We start from the raw sequence: 16,789 nt of genomic DNA, 5'->3' as shown, positions 1-16,789 counted from the left end.
CAGTTTGCGGGGCCGCCGTCCCGCGCCTTTTTGCAGGTTTGATCATTCATGACGGACACACAGGTCCACGACAGTGTTGTGATCGGTGCCGGGATCATCGGCCTTGGCAGCGCGCTCGCCCTTCAGGCGCGGGGCCGGCAGGTCATGGTGCTGGACCGTGAACGGGAGACCGCGCGGACATCGGACATGAATGCCGGTGCCTTTGCCTTTGCCGATATCGTTCCGCTGGCGACGCCGGGGATCATGCGCCGCGCGCCGAAATGGCTGCTCGATCCGCTGGGACCCCTGTCGATCCCGCCGGGCTATGCCATCCGGATCGCACCCTGGATGTTGCGCTTCTGGCGGGCCAGCCGGCCGGACCGCTTCAAGGCCTCTCTGACCGCGCAGGCCGCCTTGATGAAGCTGTCGCGCGCCGCCCTGGACCGGCAGGTTGCCGATGTCGGAGGCGCCGGCCTGATCCAGCCCGAGGGCCAGCTTCAACTCTATGAGGGCGCACATGAATACCGCGCCAGTCTTGCCGGCTGGGCCTTGCGGCGCGATCACGCGATACGCTTCGACCTTCTCGAAAGTCCCGAAGCCATCGCCGAAATCCAGCCCGGTCTGGATCGCCGCTTCACCCATGCCGGATTCACGCCCGACTGGGTCAATACCTGTGATCCGGCCCGCTGGCTGGGGCAGCTGCGGTCCGCGTTCCTGGAACGCGGCGGCCGGATGACCGATTGTGCCGCAAGGGCATTGACGCCGGGCGAGGCCGGTGTCGGGATTGAAACTTCGGCCGGCACCATGCTGGCACGCAATGTCGTGGTTGCCGCAGGGGCCTGGTCCCACCGTCTTGCCCGGACGCTGGGCGACCGGATCCCCCTGGAAACAGAGCGCGGCTACAATACAACGCTGCCCGAAGGCGCCCTGGATCTGCGTACGCATCTGACCTTTTCAGGGCACGGTTTCGTGGTGACCAAGATCAACGGCGGCATCAGGGTCGGCGGTGCGGTCGAACTGGGCGGGCTCGACCTGCCGCCCAATTACAAACGTGCCGACATCCTGCTTCAGAAAGCGCGAAGCTTTCTTACCGAGCTGAAGACGGAAAACGGGACCAGGTGGATGGGGTTCCGCCCGTCTCTGCCGGACAGCCTTCCCGTCATCGACCGCTCACCGCGGGATCGCCGGATCCTCTATGCCTTCGGCCATGGTCATCTGGGGCTGACCCAATCCGCCGGAACCGCGGAACTGGTGGCCAGCCTTTCCGGCGAAACACCGCCCCCCATCGACATCAGCGCTTTTTCAGCGCGCCGTTTCCAAGGCAGCTTTCAAGGAGAACTTTCATGAAAATCTCGGCCATCAATGTCTATCAGGTCGACCTTCCACTCAAGGAAGGGCGCTACAGCTGGTCCAACGGAAACTTCGTCGAGGTGTTCGACAGCACCGTTGTCGAGATCGAGACGGATGAGGGTCTGAAAGGGTATGCGGAATGCTGTCCGCTGGGATCCGCCTATCTACCCAGTTTCGCGCTCGGCGTGCGCGCCGGGCTGCAGGAACTGGCGCCCCATCTGATCGGCATGGATCCGCTGAACATCGGTGAGATCAACCGGGTGATGGGAGCGGCCTTGCGCGGTCATCCTTATGCCAAGGCGCCGATCGACATTGCCTGCTGGGATCTGCTCGGCAAGGCCACGTCACTGCCGGTCTATGTTCTCCTCGGCGGCGCGGCCCAGGACGATGTGGTGCTCTACCGGGCGATCAGCCAGGAAGACCCGGAGGTCATGGCGAAGAAGATCGAAGGCTATGCCGCAGAGGGCTACACCAAGTTCCAGCTCAAGGTCGGCGGGGATGCCAATGACGATATCGAGCGCATTCGCGCGACACGGTCCGTTCTGAAAGCCTCGGACCTCCTGGTCGCGGACGCCAATACCGGCTGGACCCGGCACGAGGCGGCCCGGGTGGTCGGCGCCGTTTCCGATCTGGACGTCTATATCGAGCAGCCCTGCCTCACCTATGAGGAGAGCGTTTCCATCCGCCGCCGCACCGGCCTGCCATTCATCCTGGACGAAGTGATCGACGGACCGAACACACTGGTGCGCGGCATCGCGGAAGATGCGATGGACTGTATCAACCTCAAGATCTCCAAGGTCGGCGGGCTGACCGCGGCCAGGCTGATGCGTGATCTGTGCGTCGCCCACGGGCTTCCCATGACCATCGAAGATACCTGGGGAGGTGACATCACCACCGCGGCGATTGCCCATCTGGCCCGGTCGACGCCGGCCGAATTCACGTTCTCGGCGACCGATTTCAACAGCTACGGCACCGTCGATATTGCCGAGGGCGCGCCAAAACGGATTAATGGCCGGATGACCGCTTCCGAGCGTCCGGGCCTCGGCATAACGCCTATCCTCGACGCTTTGGGCGACCCGGTCGCCCGGTATTCCTGAGAGAGCACGATGCGCAGCAGCAAGACCGTTCACGTGATTTCCTGCCATGCGGAAGGCGAGGTCGGCGATGTCATCGTCGGCGGGGTCGCGCCGCCGCCCGGAGACACGCTTTGGGATCAGCGCAGCTTCATCGCCAGCGACGGGGCCTTGCGCAACTTCGTGCTCAACGAACCGCGTGGCGGCGTGTTCCGGCATGTCAATCTGCTGGTGCCGCCGAAACATCCCGACGCAGACGCGGCTTTCATCATCATGGAACCGGAGGACACGCCGCCCATGTCCGGGTCCAACTCGATCTGCGTGGCGACGGTGCTGCTCGACAGCGGTATCGTGCCCATGAACGAACCGGTCACGGACATGGTGCTGGAGGCGCCGGGCGGTCTGGTCCGGGTCCGGGCCGAGTGCCGAAATGGCAAGGCAGAGCGGATCTTCGTCCGGAACGTGGCAAGCTTTGCCGGCAAAATGTCGGTCCCGCTCGAGGTGGAGGGACTTGGGACCCTGACGGTGGATACCGCCTATGGCGGTGACAGTTTCGTCATGGTCGACGCGGAGGCGCTGGGCTTTGCCATTGCCGAGGACGAGGCGGGGGACCTTGCGCGCCTGGGTGTCAGGATCACCAACGCGGCCAATGCGCAGATCGGGTTTTCCCATCCGGAAAACCCGGGCTGGGATCACATTTCATTCTGCGCCTTTTGCGGCCCCGTGGCACGGAACGACACGGGCTTGCACAGCCGCTCCGCGGTTGCCATTCAACCGGGCAAGATCGATCGTTCACCGACTGGGACAGCCGTGTCCGCGCGCATGGCGCTGATGGCGGCCAGGGGGCAGATGAAGGTCGGTGACACTTTCGAGGCGGTTTCCATCATCGGTTCCTCGTTTACCGGGCGGATCGTTGCCGATGCGACGGTCGGCGACGGCGCGGGCATCATTCCGGAAATTTCCGGCCGGGGCTGGATAACGGGAATTCACCAGCACATGCTGGACCCGGGCGACCCCTGGCCCGGCGGTTACCGGCTCCGCGACACCTGGGGTGCCTGATCCCCGTCTGACCCCGGCCGATAACAATATTCCCAAGCAGTTTGCGCAGTCCGCCAAAGGACACGACAGGCAATCGTGTCTTTCGAGTCCTCTGGCGGACCGTCGCCGCCCTCAATACTCTTGCTACTGATTTCCAGTGGCGCTGTGTACTGTTGCGCTATAATGGTAAATGCGTGAGAGATTCGGGCTGAGGTGGCTGCAATTGGGCTGCCGGACCGGTCAGGCGCAACAGATCATCCTCAATTGAATGCAGGGGACGTATGACAAACCTTGTGGACCGGGGTATCTGCCTTGTCGGGTGTGGTTTTATGGGCAAGGCTCTTCTGTCGCGCTGGCTCGCGGACGGGATCGCGGCCGAGTCGCTGTTCGTTCGCGATCCGAGACCGGCCGACTGGTTGACACGCGTCGAAGGCATCCATCTCAATGAGCCCTTTCCCGATCAGCCGGCCGGGATCGTGATCGCAACCCGGCCGCCGGATGTCGACAAGATCCTGCCGTCTCTGGAAGCGTATGGCGGCGGCGGCACGCTAATCATGTCGATCGCCGCCAGCAAGCCGCTTTCCCTTTTCGAAGCGCATTTTTCAAAAGGCACCCCAGTCGTCCGGGCGATGCCGAACCTGCCGGCGACGGTCGGCGCCGCGATCACCGCCTATGTCACGAACGGAAAGTTGAGTGACGATCAGAAGGCGCTGTTCGTCAGGCTGATCACGTGCGTCGGCACGGTTGTCGAAATGCCGGAAGAAGACCTGCTGCCAATCGTCACCGCGCTTTCCGGAGCGGGGCCGGCCTATGTCTTCGCCATGGCCGAAGCCTTCGCCGCGGCGGGCCTCGAACTCGGCCTGCCGGAAGATCTTTCACACGAGTTGGCCATCAAGATGATCGCCGGGGCCGGACGCATGCTTGCGGAGCCGGAGGCGGATGCCACCGGCTTTCGTGTCGCGGTCACCTCCAAGGGCGGTACCACGGAAGCTGGCATGCTGGAATTCATGGCGGACGAGCACGGCATTCAGGATCTCGTCAAACGCACGGTCGAGGCCGCCGCCCTGCGTTGCGGAGAGATTTCAGGCCAGCAGCGCCACCAGGACCCGGCTGACCTGAAGGTCATAAAGGACTGACGCGGTTAACCGGTCAGATGCTGTCCATCTCATTTGAACGTGTCCGCCGGTATCCGGATGCAAGGCCAGGACGTGCCGGTCGGACATCGCCTGCGTGAGTTGGGGCAGAGGTTTCAGGACCTTGCCGTGGTCAGAAGGCGGATCGGCTCCGAAGGGGTGTGCGCGGCGCCATTGACGATGAGCAGAGACGGCTCCGCCAGCCAGACAGATACCGTTTCGAAAGCCGGCTGCCAGTGTCCGCTCCGTTGCCAGTCCAGATGCAGAGCGCCGTCACTGCGGGCGAGCGCGAGCCGTGTCAGGCAATGGTCCCCGGTCAGCGCATCGGGGCTTGTGCCGTCGTCGTCATAGAACTGCGTGACGCTGTCGGGCGTGCCATCGGGTTGCGGATAGATGCGCCAGGTCCGGTCTGTGTCCGAGGCCGGGTCCGAGCGCAGGCCGGCCGCCGCGAGCGGCAGGATCGCGCCGCCACGCACGAACAGCGGGATCGTCTCCAGAGAGACGGGAACCTCGATCACCTGCCCGCCGGGATACCACCGGCTGCCGTCAAAAGCCCACCAGCCTTCGGCGTTGGCAGGAAGCGTGACCTTCCTGCAGGTGGCGCCTTCTTCCACGACTGTTGCGACCAGAAGGTCCTTGCCGAGCAGAAAGTCGAACTCCGTCGCGCGACAGGCCGGGTCATCCGGATGATCGAGAAACAACGGCCGCAGCATGGGTTCGCCATCGGTCACCGCCTGGTGGAGCAGACCGTAGAGGTAGGGGATCAACTGCGCGCGCAGCTTCAAGGCGTCTCGCACCAGCGGCGTGATTTCCGGATACATCCAGGCTTCGTTGGCCGTGCCGTCGTCATTCCAGGAATGGATGGTGAAGCGTGGATGGAAGATGCCGTTCTGCACCCAGCGCAGGAACAGCTCCGGTTCCGGGCGGGGGCCGGCGAAGCCGCCGACATCGTGGCCGATATTGTAGAAACCCGACAGGCTGAGGCCGAGACCCATCGGTATGTTCCAGCGCAGCGTGTCCCAGGAGGTGTAGTTGTCGCCGGTCCAGGTCTGGGCATAGCGTTGTGTGCCGGGGCAGGCACAGCGGGAGATCAGATAGGGCCGCTCGTCCGGCTTGTCGGCCCGCTGGGCATCAAAGGAGGCCCGCGTCATGAGCTGGCTGTGCAGCGGCCGGATCAGGTTGACCGCAATGGCATCACCGAACCCGGTGCAAACCGCCTCGTCGTCCCAGACCTCGTATTCGTTGTTGTCGTTCCAGGTGCAGTGAATGCCTTTGGCGAAGAGCTGGTCGTGCAGGTTTGTCTGCCACCAGGTCACGGTGTCCGGATTGGTGAAGTCCAAATGCGAGCCGGTGCCGTCCCAGAAGGGGGATTGTTCCGGGGAGCCGGTTTCGCTGTCGCGGATGAACAATCCGGCCTGCTGCACGTCCCGGTACTGCGGATGGTCGTCCAGCAGGACAGGCTTGATGTTGGCAATCAGGTGAATGCCGGCCTGGCGATACGCCTTCGTCATGGCTTCCGCGTCCGGGAACCGGTCGGTGTTCCAGTGGAATACGTAGCGCCTTGCCCCGATCGCGGTATAGCCGGAGGACAGCTGGAAACTGTCACAGGGCATCTGCTCGTCGGAGAGTTTGTCCAGGAATTCCATCAGACGCTCCTGGGCGTTGTCGGAATCCGTGTATGCCATGGTCGAGCCGGAATAACCGAGACCCCAGCGCGGCATGAAGGCGGTGCCGCCGGTCAGCCAGTGCTGCCGCCGGGTGATGTCCAGGACCGTCGGTGCCCAGCTGAAATAATAGTCCAGGTCGCCGTCATCAGCGCGGAACGACCGGAAGGGCGGATGGTAGTTGTCCTTTTCATTTCCCAGATCGAACCAGCACGGCGCGAGCGTGTCGTAATAGAGACCGTATGTGCCAAGTTCGCCGCGATCGGTGATGGTGAACGGAACGTGCTTGTAGAGCGGATCGGTCGAACGGGCGTCATAGCCCATGGCGTCCAGATTGCGCATCTCGAAGCGGCGCCCGGAGCGCTCCAGCTGTCCGGTCTTCTCGCCGAGACCGTAGCTGCGCTCGCCGTCGAACCGGCGCATGTAATGGTGCTTTCGATGGTCCCGCCGCCCGATCATATAGGCATCCTGGGGCCGGTCACGGGCGATCTCGCGATAAGGGCTATCGGGCGCGGTGCGCGCTTCCCAGACCAGAGCCAGCGGCGTTTCGACAGTCAGACGGAGACAGTCCGTTTCAAGAACGATGCGGGTTTCCTGCGTGTCCAGCGCGAATTCCGGACAGGTGAAGCCGTCGAGATCGTCCCGGGGCCGGCCTTCCCAGGGGACATCGGCGGCGGGCGCGATGGCCCAGGTGCGGTCGAGCCGCCAGGCACCGTCCTTCAGGAGGCTGACCCGGATCAGATCCTGTTCGAGCACCCTGATTTCGAGCCGGTGCCGGGTTTCGACATCCACGGCGAAGCCCGTGCCGGTTCGGCCGGCGAACTGCCAGTCTTTCAGCGATTTCATGAATTTTCCTAGTACCCGAGAAGAACGCGCGGCAGGAACAGGCTCAGCTCCGGCACATAGGTGACCACGAGCAGCAGCGCGACCAGCACGGCGTAGAAACCGAGCATCGGCCGGATGACTTCACCAATTTTCACTCCGGCGACCGAACAGCCGACAAACAGGGCCGACCCGACCGGTGGCGTGCAGATGCCGATACACAGGTTGAAGGTCATGACCACCCCGAAATGCACCGGATCCATGCCGAGATCCTCCACCACGGGCAGAAAGATCGGCGTGAAGATCAGAAGCGCCGGCGTCATGTCCATGAAGGTCCCGACCACCAGCAGTGCCAGATTGATGATCAGCAGCAGCACGATCGGATTTTCGGACAGGCCGAGCAGGATATCGGAGATGGAATAGGGAATGTCGGCGAAAGCCATGGCCTTGGACATGGCAATCGAACAGCCGATCATCAGCAGCACGATCGAGGTCGTTACCGCACTTTCCAGAATGATGCCCGGCAGATGGCGCCAGGTGACCTCGCGGTACACGACCAGCGCGAGGAACAGGGTGTAAACGACGGCCACAGCCGAGGCTTCCGTGGCAGTGAAGACGCCGCCGATGATGCCGCCCATGACGATCACGATCAGTCCGAGCGGCAGCATGGCCGCCAGCGACTTGTCGAGGACTTCCTTTCTGCTCGGGCGCTCGGCAACCGGATACCCGCGCCGCTTGGCGATGAAACCGGCCACCAGCATCAGGCTCAGCCCCATCAGGATGCCGGGTACGTAGCCGGCAACGAACAAGGCCGCGACGGAGGTGCCGTTGGTGATCAGGGAATAGACGATGAATGTGGCGCTCGGCGGGATCAGCAGGCCGGTCGGGCAGGAGGCGATGTTGACGGCCGCACTGAAGGCCGGATCGTAGCCTTCCTTCTTCTGCAGGGGGGCCATGACACCGCCGACGGCCGCTGCCGAGGCCACGGCGGATCCTGAGATGGAGCCGAACATCATGTTGGCAAGCACGTTGCAGTGGGCCAGCGCGCCGGGCAGACGGCCGCCCAGCACCTTTGCGAACTCGATCAGGCGCATGGCGATGCCGCCCCGGTTCATGATGTTGCCCGCCAGAATGAAAAACGGGATTGCGAGCAGGGTGAAACTGTCAAGGCCGGAGGCCACCTGCTGCGCGACGATATAGACCGACTGGTCGAACGACATGAACAGCAGGAAGGTGGCAAACGCGGCCAGACCGATCGAAAAGGCGATCGGCACTCCGAGGACCATGAGCAGGGCGAATGTCCCGAACAGAACCAGGACCGATTGAATATCCATGAAAGTGGGGTGTCCTTGTCAGTCCAGCGGGCCGCCGGCCTTTGCAGCCGTCGCCTGGTCGTTCGGGCCGCGGCCCTCGCGGAAAAGGTCGGCCAGGAATGTCAGGCAGTAATAGAGCATGCAGAGGCCGGAAAATGGGATTGCCGTGTAGATCAGTCCCATCGGCAGGCGCAGGGCCGGGGAGACCTGGCCTGTTTCCAGCGTTCTGCTCACAAGGTCGAGACCGCCATAGACCATGACGACGGCGGCAAACAGGGCGATCGCGGCAATGATGCCGCAATTGACCAGCAGGCGGGCCAGCCCCCTGGTGATCACCGGCAACAGGTCGATGGCCAGGTGACGGCGCTGGCCGAGCGTATAGGCTCCGCCAAGAAGGGCGACCCAGATGAACAGGAAACGGGCCATCTCGTCGGTCACCGTGCTCGGGCTTTGCAACACATAGCGCGAGACGACCTGCCAGACGACGCAGGCCACCAGCACCGTGAAGGCGATGGTTATGACAAGGCGCAGGACAAGGTCCACGCCCCTGGTGATAAGTGTCACGATTTTCCTCCCGCACCGGGTCTTCCGCGCCAAGGGTGGCGCCTTGTGGTCAGGGTCCGGTCACACTAGACATGCGACAGGAATAAAAATTGGTCAACCAATTTTGTAAAAAAGGTTGACTGATTTGAAGAATTGGACGAACAATTTGCCATCCGCGGCGATACAAGGCCGCGAAACAGGGTCATGCCGCACTCAGGTGAGTTCACCGTATCGCGGATGATCCGATGGCCGGACGGAAAAGTCCGGCAGGTTCCTGGTTTCTCGCGGTCGAGGCCGCTCTTGGGAGGAAAACATGTCGAAATTCGTGAAACTCGCGGCCGTTCTGGCCGCTGGTGTGGTTGCGCTTGGCTCTGCGGCCAATGCCAAGACACTGCGTCTCAATCACAACAATCCGGAAGACCATCCGCTGCACAAGTCCATGGAATTCATGGCCGAGCGTGTGGATGCGCTGACCGATGGCGACCTGAAGATCCGGATCTACGCCAATGCCCAGCTCGGCACGCAGCGTGAGTCCATGGAACTGATGCAGAACGGTGCCCTGGACATGGCACGCTCCAACGCCTCCGAACTGGAAGCCTTCGAGGAATCCTACGGCGCGCTCAACCTGCCTTACATCTTCGTCAGCGCCGACCATTATTACGATGTGCTCAAGGGCGACATCGGCGCCGACATCCTGTCCGCTTCCGCCGACAAAGGCTTCGTCGGCCTTGCCTTCTATATCGAGGGCGCCCGTTCGTTCTACGCCAACAAGCCGATCCATTCGCCGGCGGATCTCGAAGGCATGAAGATCCGCGTCCAGCCGAGCCCGTCCGCGATCCGCATGGTCGAGCTGCTCGGCGGCAACCCGACCCCGATCTCCTGGGGTGAGCTCTACAGCGCCCTGCAGCAGGGTGTGGTCGACGGCGCGGAAAACAACCCGATGGCCCTGACCTCCGCCCGCCATGGCGAAGTCTCCAAGTTCTTTTCCGATGACGGCCATACCATGATCCCGTCCGTGGTGATGATCTCCACCGAGAGCTGGAACGGTCTGTCCGACGCGCACAAGGAAGCCGTTCGCACGGCCGCCGGCGAGTCCATGGACTTCCACCGCGCCCAGTGGGACGCCATGAGCGCCGAGGCTGTCGAGACCGCGAAAAGCGAACTCGGCGTGGAATTCATCGAAGTGGAAAAGGGGCCGTTCATCGAAGCTGTTCTGCCCATGCACGAGGAAGCCGCGCAGAAGTCGCTGGTCGTTGCCGACCTGATCAAGCGCATCAAGGCCGCTGCCCAGTAAGCGGTTGATCGAAAAGCATCAGGTCCGGAGACTTACATAAATGCTCGAACGTTCCCATCTCGCCGACAATGCGCTTCAGGCGCTGCATGACGAGGACTACGACGTCCCCTTCAACACGCAGACCCTGAACCATGACGGGCTGGTTTTCATGGGCGGGCGGGCTGTCACCAGCCTCGACGGCGACTGGACCTTTTGCGTCGATCTTCTTGACACCGGCCTCCGGCAGAAATGGTTCGCCATGCTGCCGGAGGCCCCGGAGGACCGCGCGGAGCCCTGGGACTATGATCCCTACATGGGCGAGACCGTGCCGGTGCCCTCCAACTGGGCCATGCTCAAGGAGAAGTGGTATTTCTTCGAGGGCAGCGCCTGGTACACGCGGCCGCTGGATGTCGACACGGTCGATCCGGACAAGCGCCAGTTCCTGCGCTTCGGTGCGGCAAGTTATGACTGCAAGGTCTTCCTGAACGGCGAATTCCTCGGCAATCACTACGGCGCCTCGACGCCGTTCTGCGTCGACCTGACCGGCAAGCTGAAGCCGGGCCGCAATTGGATCATGGCCTGCGTCAACAACACCCGCACCCGCGACCGGGTGCCGATGCGCAACACCGACTGGTTCAATTACGGCGGACTCTACCGCGAGGTCTGTTTCTTCGAGACGCCGAAGAGCCTGATCCGGGACTTTTTCATCCATCTGGTGCCGGACGGGACCTACGGGACCTTGCGCGCGCAGGTCACGGTCGACGGGCCGGTTGCCGGCGCCGCGCGGCTGGAGATTCCGGATCTTGGCATCAACGTGGAGATGGCCGTCGACGGGGCCAGCAAGGCGCAGGCGGATATCCCTGTCCGGCCGGACCTGTGGAGCCCGGAAGCGCCGGTGCTCTACGATGTCACCGTCAGTTGCGGCGAAGACCGGGTCACCGACCGGGTCGGTTTCCGCCAGATCGAACGCCGCGGCACCGATATTCTCCTGAACGGCGAGCCGCTGTTCCTGCGCGGTATTTCCGTGCACGAGGACGACGCGGCGCTTGGCAAGGTCACCAATGATGCGGATCTGCGCCGGCGTTTCGAGCATGCGCGCGACCTCGGCTGCAACTATCTGCGTCTTGCCCATTATCCGCACCACGAACAGGCGGCCCGGATCGCCGACGAACTCGGCTTCCTGCTCTGGGAGGAGATCCCGGTCTACTGGGCGATCGATTTCGACAATCCGGCCACCTACCGGGATGCGGACAACCAGTTGGCGGAACTGATCAAGCGCGACCGCAACAGGGCCAGCGTGATCATCTGGTCGGTCGGCAACGAAAACCCGGACACGGATGCGCGGCTTGAGTTCATGAAGGGGCTGGCGCAGACCTGCAAGACGCTCGATCCGACCCGGCTGACGTCGGCGGCCTGCCTGGTCAACCATGCAAGGAACCGGATAGAAGACCGGCTCGCGGCCCATATCGACGTCATCGGCCTGAACGAATATTACGGCTGGTACGAGGAAAACTTCGAGGATCTCGCCGCGATCGGCGAAAACTCCGATCCGGATCGGCCTGTGGTGATTTCGGAAACCGGCGCCGACGGCGTGATCGGCGAAAAAGGGCCGGCGCGGGGCCTGTTCAGCGAAGACTATATGGCCGAGGTCTATCGCAAACAGATAGCGACCTTGCGCCGCCTGAGCTACATCAAGGGCATGTCGCCGTGGATACTGTACGATTTCCGGGTCGAACGGCGCCAAAACATCTTCCAGAACGGCTATAACCACAAGGGGCTGATCGCGGCCGACAAGACCACGAAGAAAAAAGCGTTCCATATCCTGGCCGGCTTCTATCATGAGATCGCGGCGGGAGGCGAGACCGCGAGGGAGGCCTCATGACCGGCGATGCCGCAAAGCGCCGCTATCAGGAAATTGCCGAACTGCTTGCCCGGCGCATCACCGAGAAGGGCTACAAGCCCGGCGACAAGTTTCCGACCGAGCGCCAGATTTCGCTTGAACTGGGCATCAGCCGGTCGCTGGTCCGGGAAGCCTTCATCATGCTGGAAATCGAGGGTTATCTCGATGTGCGCAAGGGGTCGGGCAGCTATGTGGCGGCCGGCGAGAAAATCTCGCTGAACATTCCCAAGGCCGATTTCGGTCCGTTCGAGCTGCTTCAGGCCCGGCAGCTTCTGGAAAGCAGCATCGCCGGCTTCGCGGCAACGACCATCACCAAGAACGATATCGTGCAACTGCGTGAAACGCTGGAGCTGGAACGCAAGGCCATCGAAAACGGGCAGGAAGACTATACGGCGGACAGGCTGTTCCACCGGCAGATCGCGGAAGCGACCCAGAACAGCGTGCTGGTCGACCAGGTCGAGGACCTGTGGACCAAACGGGAAGACAGTCCCATGTGGGCCCGGCTTCATGACCGCATCTTCGATCTCAGCTACCGGGCCAAATGGCTGGATGACCATGCCGCGATCCTGGAAGCGTTGCGTCACCGCAATTCGGAAAAGGCGCGGGCCGCCATGTGGCAGCATCTTGAAAGCGTCCGCCGGACCCTGCTGGAACTCTCCGACGTCGGCGACCCGGAATTCGACGGTTATCTTTACAGACCGGCCGCCGCGGCGCCCTAGGGTCTGTGGACAATTAGGATTTGGTCGAGGTTTGGATGCACAACGCGCAGGTCAAGAAGCAAGGTCGCAGGAAGGGTGTTCCCCTTTCAAGACAGTGCGACGCTGCGCTGGGCGTTGTGCGCCAAATCTCTTCGAGACGCGGCGGATTTCGGTCCCGACCGCGTCGGAAAGCCTTTGCGGTGGGCGGCACCACTGCGGACTTTCCTCCTGTTCGGACACCGAAATCGGGCTCGCGACGCGACACAAACCTAATTGTACACAGACCCTAGTACCAGGAAAGACTGCAAACCATGATCGAAAGCTGGCGCTGGTTCGGGCCCCGGGATCCGATCTCGCTGACGGATATCCGCCAGACGGGCGCAACCGGCATTGTGACCGCCCTGCACGATCTCCCGAACGGAGCTGTCTGGCCGGAGGCGGATATTTCCGCGCGGCGGGACATGATCGAGGCGGCGGGCCTGAAATGGCTTGTCACCGAGAGCATTCCCGTCCACGAGGACATCAAGACCGGAGCGCCGGGCTGGGAACACAAGGCCCGCAACTGGGCGCGGAGCGCGGTGGCCCTTGCCCGGCAGGGCGTCGCGACCATCTGTTACAATTTCATGCCGGTGCTGGACTGGACGCGGACCGACCTGGCCTATGAACTCGAGGATGGCGCGACCGCGCTCCGGTTCGAATATGCCGCCTATGCCGCCTTCGATCTCTTCATCCTGCAACGCGAAGGTGCGGAAGCCTGTTACAGCGCCGACGAGATCGCGGCGGCAAGAGCCCGGTTTCAGGCCATGTCGCCCGCGGAGCGGGACCGGCTGACGGCCAATATCCTTGCCGGCCTGCCGGGGTCGGAGGAAAGCTACACACCGGACAGTTTCCGCGAACGGCTCGGTTCCTATCGCGATGTCGGCCGCGAGGACCTTTTCCGGAATTTGCAGAATTTTCTGGACTTCGTGCTGCCGGAGGTCGAGGCGGCCGGCGGCGTGCTGGCGCTGCATCCCGACGATCCGCCGCGGTCGCTGTTCGGGTTGCCCAGGATCGTGAGCACGCAGGCGGACCTGGAACGGATCGCCGCCATGCATGCCTCAAGGGCGCACGGCTTTACCCTGTGTACAGGGTCGCTCGGCGCGCATCCGGACAACGACATTCCGGCTCTTGTCGATCTGCTCGCAGACCGCATTCATTTCCTGCATCTGCGGGCAACCCGGCGGGAAGACGATCCGCGCAGCTTTCACGAGGACGCCCATCTGGCCGGCGACCTCGACATGGTCGCCGTCATCCGCGCGGTGAGGCGACTGGAACGGCAGGCGGGCAAGGTCCTGCCGATGCGGCCGGACCACGGTCACCGTATCCTGAACGATCTGACAGGCACGTCCACGCCCGGATATCCGGCCATCGGCCGGCTGCGCGGCCTGGCCGAGCTGCGCGGCGTCGCCTGCGCAGTCGATGCGCTGGGCACGGCCGGCGCGCAGTAGCCGTCAGCGATCTGCGGATCCGGTTTCCCTTGACGGCCGGGCAAGGGGAATGACATGGCTTGTCATTCGCACATGTCAGACACTTTCCCGGAAAAGCCATGCCGACACATCCAGATACGACACCTCCTTCCGATGCTCCGCTGCGGGAGCCGGGCGCTTCCGTCGAAGACGGTCGGGATACGATCGTGATCGAGGGGCTGGCGGTGCCCGCCGAGATCGGCGTGCTCGACAGCGAGAAAGGCCGCCGGCAAGCGGTGCGCTTCGACGTGGAGATCCGGACGGTGCCGGACTACCGCCGGATCGTGCGGGAGACCGGCCGCTATGTTTCCTATGCGGACACCGTCACCTTCATCTGCGACAAGGCGGCGGCCGGCGGACATGTCGAGCTGGTCGAGGACTGGGCCGAGGCGGTGGCGGACTTCGTCCTGTCCAATCCGCTGGCCGAGAGTGTCACGGTCAAGGTGACCAAGCCGGAGATATTCGCCGAAGCCGATGGTGTCGGCATCCGCATCAGCCGCAGGTGCGGCCGGATCGCGACGTCATGATCGACACCGAAAGTGCCTGCGGCGGGCCGGCCTTCTCCGACGAGCCCGGACCTGGAGCCTTGCCGCCCCCGGCAAGGTGCCTATTTGCCCGGAGACTGTTCATGCCAACGAGTGTTGCTCTCCGATGATTTCCGCAGACCGCCTGTTGCCGCTCTGGCTCAAATACCGCGAAGCGCTCGAGACGCCGGTCCGGACCTTCGAGTTCGAAAGGTTCGGGCGCCGCTTCGAGGACCGGACCTACCAGATGGGGGTCTTGAACCTGTCACCGGACAGCAGCTATCGCGAAACGGTGTGCCACACCTTCGAGGCGGCGCTCTATCGCGGGCGCCGGATGACGCTGGAAGGCGCGGCCATGGTCGATATCGGCGCGGAGTCGACGGGAGACGCTGCGGACAGGGTGGCCGCGGAACGACAGATCGACCGTATGCGCCCGGTGGTCCGGGCACTGGCGGACGAGACCATCATGGTCTCGGCCGAAACCTACCACCCGGAAGTCGGCGTGGCCCTGCTTGAGGCCGGCGCAGCCGTGATCAATCTGACTGGCCGGGTCGACGACCCGGCCTTTTATGAAAAAATCGCGGCGCACAAGGCCGGGGTGGTGCTGTGCTATACGCCCGGCGAGAACGCCCGGTCGCAGGACAGTCTGCCGCCCGCGGAAGACATCTTCGATCATCAGCTGAGCTTTTTCCGGGACCGGATCCGCCTGGCGACGGAGGCCGGTATCGAGCGCCTGTGGGTCGATCCCGGGTTCGGCTTTGCCCTGCATCTGCCTGACGGGCCGGACCGGATCCGCTACCAGACCGACAGCATCCTGCAGTCCTTCCGCCTGCGCGAACTCGGCTGGCCGGTGGCGGTGCAGCTGACCGGCGCGGTCTATCTGTTCCGCGACGAGGTGCGCGTCGCCCAGACCAGCGCGGCGACCCTTGCGGTCCTGTCAAAGGCCAATCTGGTGCGCAGCCATGAAGTGCCGCGGGTGCAGCCGGTCCTGAACCTGCAGGATTTTGCCTGAAAACCGATCGAGGATAATCCGGGGAGGAGCGGACATGGCCACCACAGACAGGATCGCGCTTGTGACAGGGGCCGGCAAACGGCTGGGCAAGGCGATCGCCAGGGGGCTGGCCGACACGGGCTGTGCCATGGGGCTTCACTACAATTCCTCCGCCGAGGGCGCGCAGGCGCTTCACGACGAGATTGTCGCCGCCGGCGGCAAGGCGGTCGTGTTGCAAAAGGACCTGAGCAAGCCGGAGACTGCCGGGGAACTGATCGCGGAGACCGCCGAGGCTCTCGGCGGTCCCGTTTCGGTTCTGGTCAACTCCGCCTCCGCTTTCGATACGGACAACCTGTCCGATCTCACCAGGGACACCTGGCAGTTCCTGATGAATGTGAACGCGGCGGCCCCCGTTTTCCTGATGCAGGCCTTTGCCAGCCAGGACCCGTTGCCGGAAGGCGGGGCGATCATCAACATGCTGGACACCCAGATGCAGTCCGCTTCGCCGGAACGGTTCAGCTATTTCTGCGGCAAACACGCGCTGGAGGGGGCCACGCGGCTGGCAGCGCTCGATCTCGGCCCCAGGGGCATCCGGGTCAATGCCATCGCGCCGGGGCTTATTCTGCCGAGCGACCAGACCCGGGAGAATTTCGAAAGCCGGCAGGCGCTGACGCCGCTCGGACCGGGCCTGGGGCCGCAGGATATCGTTGCGGCGGTCCGGTATCTGGTGGATGCGCGCCAGATCACGGGCCATACGCTGGTGGTGGATGCCGGGCAGAAACTGATGGGCTTCGGCAATTCGCCGATCGGCGAGGGGTCCTGAGCGGACCGCAACGGGTTGCCGAATGGTTAATATCCACCGATCGGGAAGGTGGACGAAATTTCATGAAAAAAACTCGAAAGATGTGTTGACGGTGATGATGGTGCTGCGTATAACGCGTTCATCGACGGCGGCAACGTCGCTGGCGGCAGGGTTTTGTGAC

The 16,789-nt window shown here is 63.3% G+C and carries 14 protein-coding genes; 11 read left to right on the top strand and 3 right to left on the bottom strand.

Annotated elements, in window-relative coordinates; all coding sequences use genetic code 11:
- The first annotated feature begins 48 nt into the window (after positions 1-48).
- The 4 genes from WNZ15_RS23815 to WNZ15_RS23800 all read left to right on the top strand — a co-directional run bounded on the left by WNZ15_RS23815 (position 49) and on the right by WNZ15_RS23800 (position 4,576).
- Complete coding sequence (locus WNZ15_RS23815) at positions 49-1,326, top strand: FAD-binding oxidoreductase (protein ID WP_342895535.1); 1,278 nt, start codon at positions 49-51, stop codon at positions 1,324-1,326.
- Positions 1,323-2,426, top strand: a complete 1,104-nt coding sequence (locus WNZ15_RS23810; RefSeq protein WP_342895534.1) for a cis-3-hydroxy-L-proline dehydratase — start codon at positions 1,323-1,325, stop codon at positions 2,424-2,426. Before WNZ15_RS23815 ends, WNZ15_RS23810 begins: the two co-directional genes overlap by 4 nt.
- Positions 2,427-2,435: 9 nt before the next feature.
- Entirely contained in the window at positions 2,436-3,461 is a 1,026-nt protein-coding gene (locus WNZ15_RS23805; protein WP_342895533.1) for a proline racemase family protein, read from the top strand.
- Between the two features lie 308 nt (positions 3,462-3,769).
- On the top strand, positions 3,770-4,576 hold the full coding sequence (locus tag WNZ15_RS23800; RefSeq protein ID WP_342895532.1) for a pyrroline-5-carboxylate reductase dimerization domain-containing protein: 807 nt from the start codon (positions 3,770-3,772) through the stop codon (positions 4,574-4,576).
- A gap of 113 nt (positions 4,577-4,689) precedes the next feature.
- On the opposite strand, the gene WNZ15_RS23795 is transcribed toward WNZ15_RS23800, so the two are convergent.
- Genes WNZ15_RS23795 through WNZ15_RS23785 form a run of 3 tightly spaced genes read right to left on the bottom strand, consistent with a single transcriptional unit; the run spans position 4,690 to position 8,936 of the window.
- Entirely contained in the window at positions 4,690-7,083 is a 2,394-nt protein-coding gene (locus WNZ15_RS23795) for a glycoside hydrolase family 31 protein (RefSeq protein ID WP_342895531.1), read from the bottom strand.
- Between the two features lie 8 nt (positions 7,084-7,091).
- Positions 7,092-8,393, bottom strand: coding sequence for a TRAP transporter large permease subunit (locus WNZ15_RS23790; RefSeq protein WP_342895530.1), 1,302 nt, complete (start codon positions 8,391-8,393; stop codon positions 7,092-7,094).
- Positions 8,394-8,411: 18 nt separating this feature from the next.
- Positions 8,412-8,936 carry a TRAP transporter small permease gene (locus WNZ15_RS23785; RefSeq protein WP_342895529.1) on the bottom strand — a complete coding sequence of 175 codons (525 nt, stop codon included), beginning with the start codon at positions 8,934-8,936 and terminating at the stop codon, positions 8,412-8,414.
- 292 nt (positions 8,937-9,228) lie between these two features.
- On the opposite strand from WNZ15_RS23785, the gene WNZ15_RS23780 reads away from it, so the two are divergent.
- The 7 genes from WNZ15_RS23780 (at position 9,229) to WNZ15_RS23750 (ending at position 16,629) form a co-directional block, all read left to right on the top strand.
- On the top strand, positions 9,229-10,209 hold the full coding sequence (locus WNZ15_RS23780; protein WP_342895528.1) for a TRAP transporter substrate-binding protein: 981 nt from the start codon (positions 9,229-9,231) through the stop codon (positions 10,207-10,209).
- A 40-nt stretch (positions 10,210-10,249) separates the two neighbouring features.
- The gene (locus WNZ15_RS23775; RefSeq protein ID WP_342895527.1) at positions 10,250-12,070 is read left to right on the top strand and encodes a glycoside hydrolase family 2 TIM barrel-domain containing protein; all 1,821 of its coding nucleotides are present in this window, start codon (positions 10,250-10,252) and stop codon (positions 12,068-12,070) included.
- Positions 12,067-12,807, top strand: a complete 741-nt coding sequence (locus WNZ15_RS23770; RefSeq protein WP_342895526.1) for an FCD domain-containing protein — start codon at positions 12,067-12,069, stop codon at positions 12,805-12,807. Before WNZ15_RS23775 ends, WNZ15_RS23770 begins: the two co-directional genes overlap by 4 nt.
- Positions 12,808-13,097: 290 nt before the next feature.
- Positions 13,098-14,273 carry a mannonate dehydratase gene (gene uxuA / locus WNZ15_RS23765; RefSeq protein ID WP_342895525.1) on the top strand — a complete coding sequence of 392 codons (1,176 nt, stop codon included), beginning with the start codon at positions 13,098-13,100 and terminating at the stop codon, positions 14,271-14,273.
- 98 nt (positions 14,274-14,371) lie between these two features.
- On the top strand, positions 14,372-14,818 hold the full coding sequence (locus WNZ15_RS23760; RefSeq protein ID WP_342895524.1) for a dihydroneopterin aldolase: 447 nt from the start codon (positions 14,372-14,374) through the stop codon (positions 14,816-14,818).
- Between the two features lie 124 nt (positions 14,819-14,942).
- Positions 14,943-15,827, top strand: coding sequence for a dihydropteroate synthase (locus tag WNZ15_RS23755; protein WP_342895523.1), 885 nt, complete (start codon positions 14,943-14,945; stop codon positions 15,825-15,827).
- Between the two features lie 34 nt (positions 15,828-15,861).
- Positions 15,862-16,629: an SDR family oxidoreductase gene (locus WNZ15_RS23750; protein WP_342895522.1), complete on the top strand. Its 768-nt coding sequence runs from the start codon at positions 15,862-15,864 to the stop codon at positions 16,627-16,629.
- Positions 16,630-16,789 lie beyond the last annotated feature (160 nt).

Origin of the sequence: Roseibium sp. AS2 (assembly GCF_038900065.1) — a bacterium.
Taxonomy (GTDB): Bacteria; Pseudomonadota; Alphaproteobacteria; order Rhizobiales; family Stappiaceae; genus Roseibium.
This window is presented reverse-complemented; position numbering and strand designations above follow the sequence as displayed.

Coding starts and splice junctions, on each gene's coding strand:
- WNZ15_RS23815 (WP_342895535.1), top strand. CDS start 49: ATGACGGACACACAGGTCCACGACAGTGTTGTGATCGGTGCCGGGATC.
- WNZ15_RS23810 (WP_342895534.1), top strand. CDS start 1,323: ATGAAAATCTCGGCCATCAATGTCTATCAGGTCGACCTTCCACTCAAG.
- WNZ15_RS23805 (WP_342895533.1), top strand. CDS start 2,436: ATGCGCAGCAGCAAGACCGTTCACGTGATTTCCTGCCATGCGGAAGGC.
- WNZ15_RS23800 (WP_342895532.1), top strand. CDS start 3,770: ATGGGCAAGGCTCTTCTGTCGCGCTGGCTCGCGGACGGGATCGCGGCC.
- WNZ15_RS23795 (WP_342895531.1), bottom strand. CDS start 7,083: ATGAAATCGCTGAAAGACTGGCAGTTCGCCGGCCGAACCGGCACGGGC.
- WNZ15_RS23790 (WP_342895530.1), bottom strand. CDS start 8,393: ATGGATATTCAATCGGTCCTGGTTCTGTTCGGGACATTCGCCCTGCTC.
- WNZ15_RS23780 (WP_342895528.1), top strand. CDS start 9,229: ATGTCGAAATTCGTGAAACTCGCGGCCGTTCTGGCCGCTGGTGTGGTT.
- WNZ15_RS23775 (WP_342895527.1), top strand. CDS start 10,250: ATGCTCGAACGTTCCCATCTCGCCGACAATGCGCTTCAGGCGCTGCAT.
- WNZ15_RS23770 (WP_342895526.1), top strand. CDS start 12,067: ATGACCGGCGATGCCGCAAAGCGCCGCTATCAGGAAATTGCCGAACTG.
- uxuA (WP_342895525.1), top strand. CDS start 13,098: ATGATCGAAAGCTGGCGCTGGTTCGGGCCCCGGGATCCGATCTCGCTG.
- WNZ15_RS23760 (WP_342895524.1), top strand. CDS start 14,372: ATGCCGACACATCCAGATACGACACCTCCTTCCGATGCTCCGCTGCGG.
- WNZ15_RS23755 (WP_342895523.1), top strand. CDS start 14,943: ATGATTTCCGCAGACCGCCTGTTGCCGCTCTGGCTCAAATACCGCGAA.
- WNZ15_RS23750 (WP_342895522.1), top strand. CDS start 15,862: ATGGCCACCACAGACAGGATCGCGCTTGTGACAGGGGCCGGCAAACGG.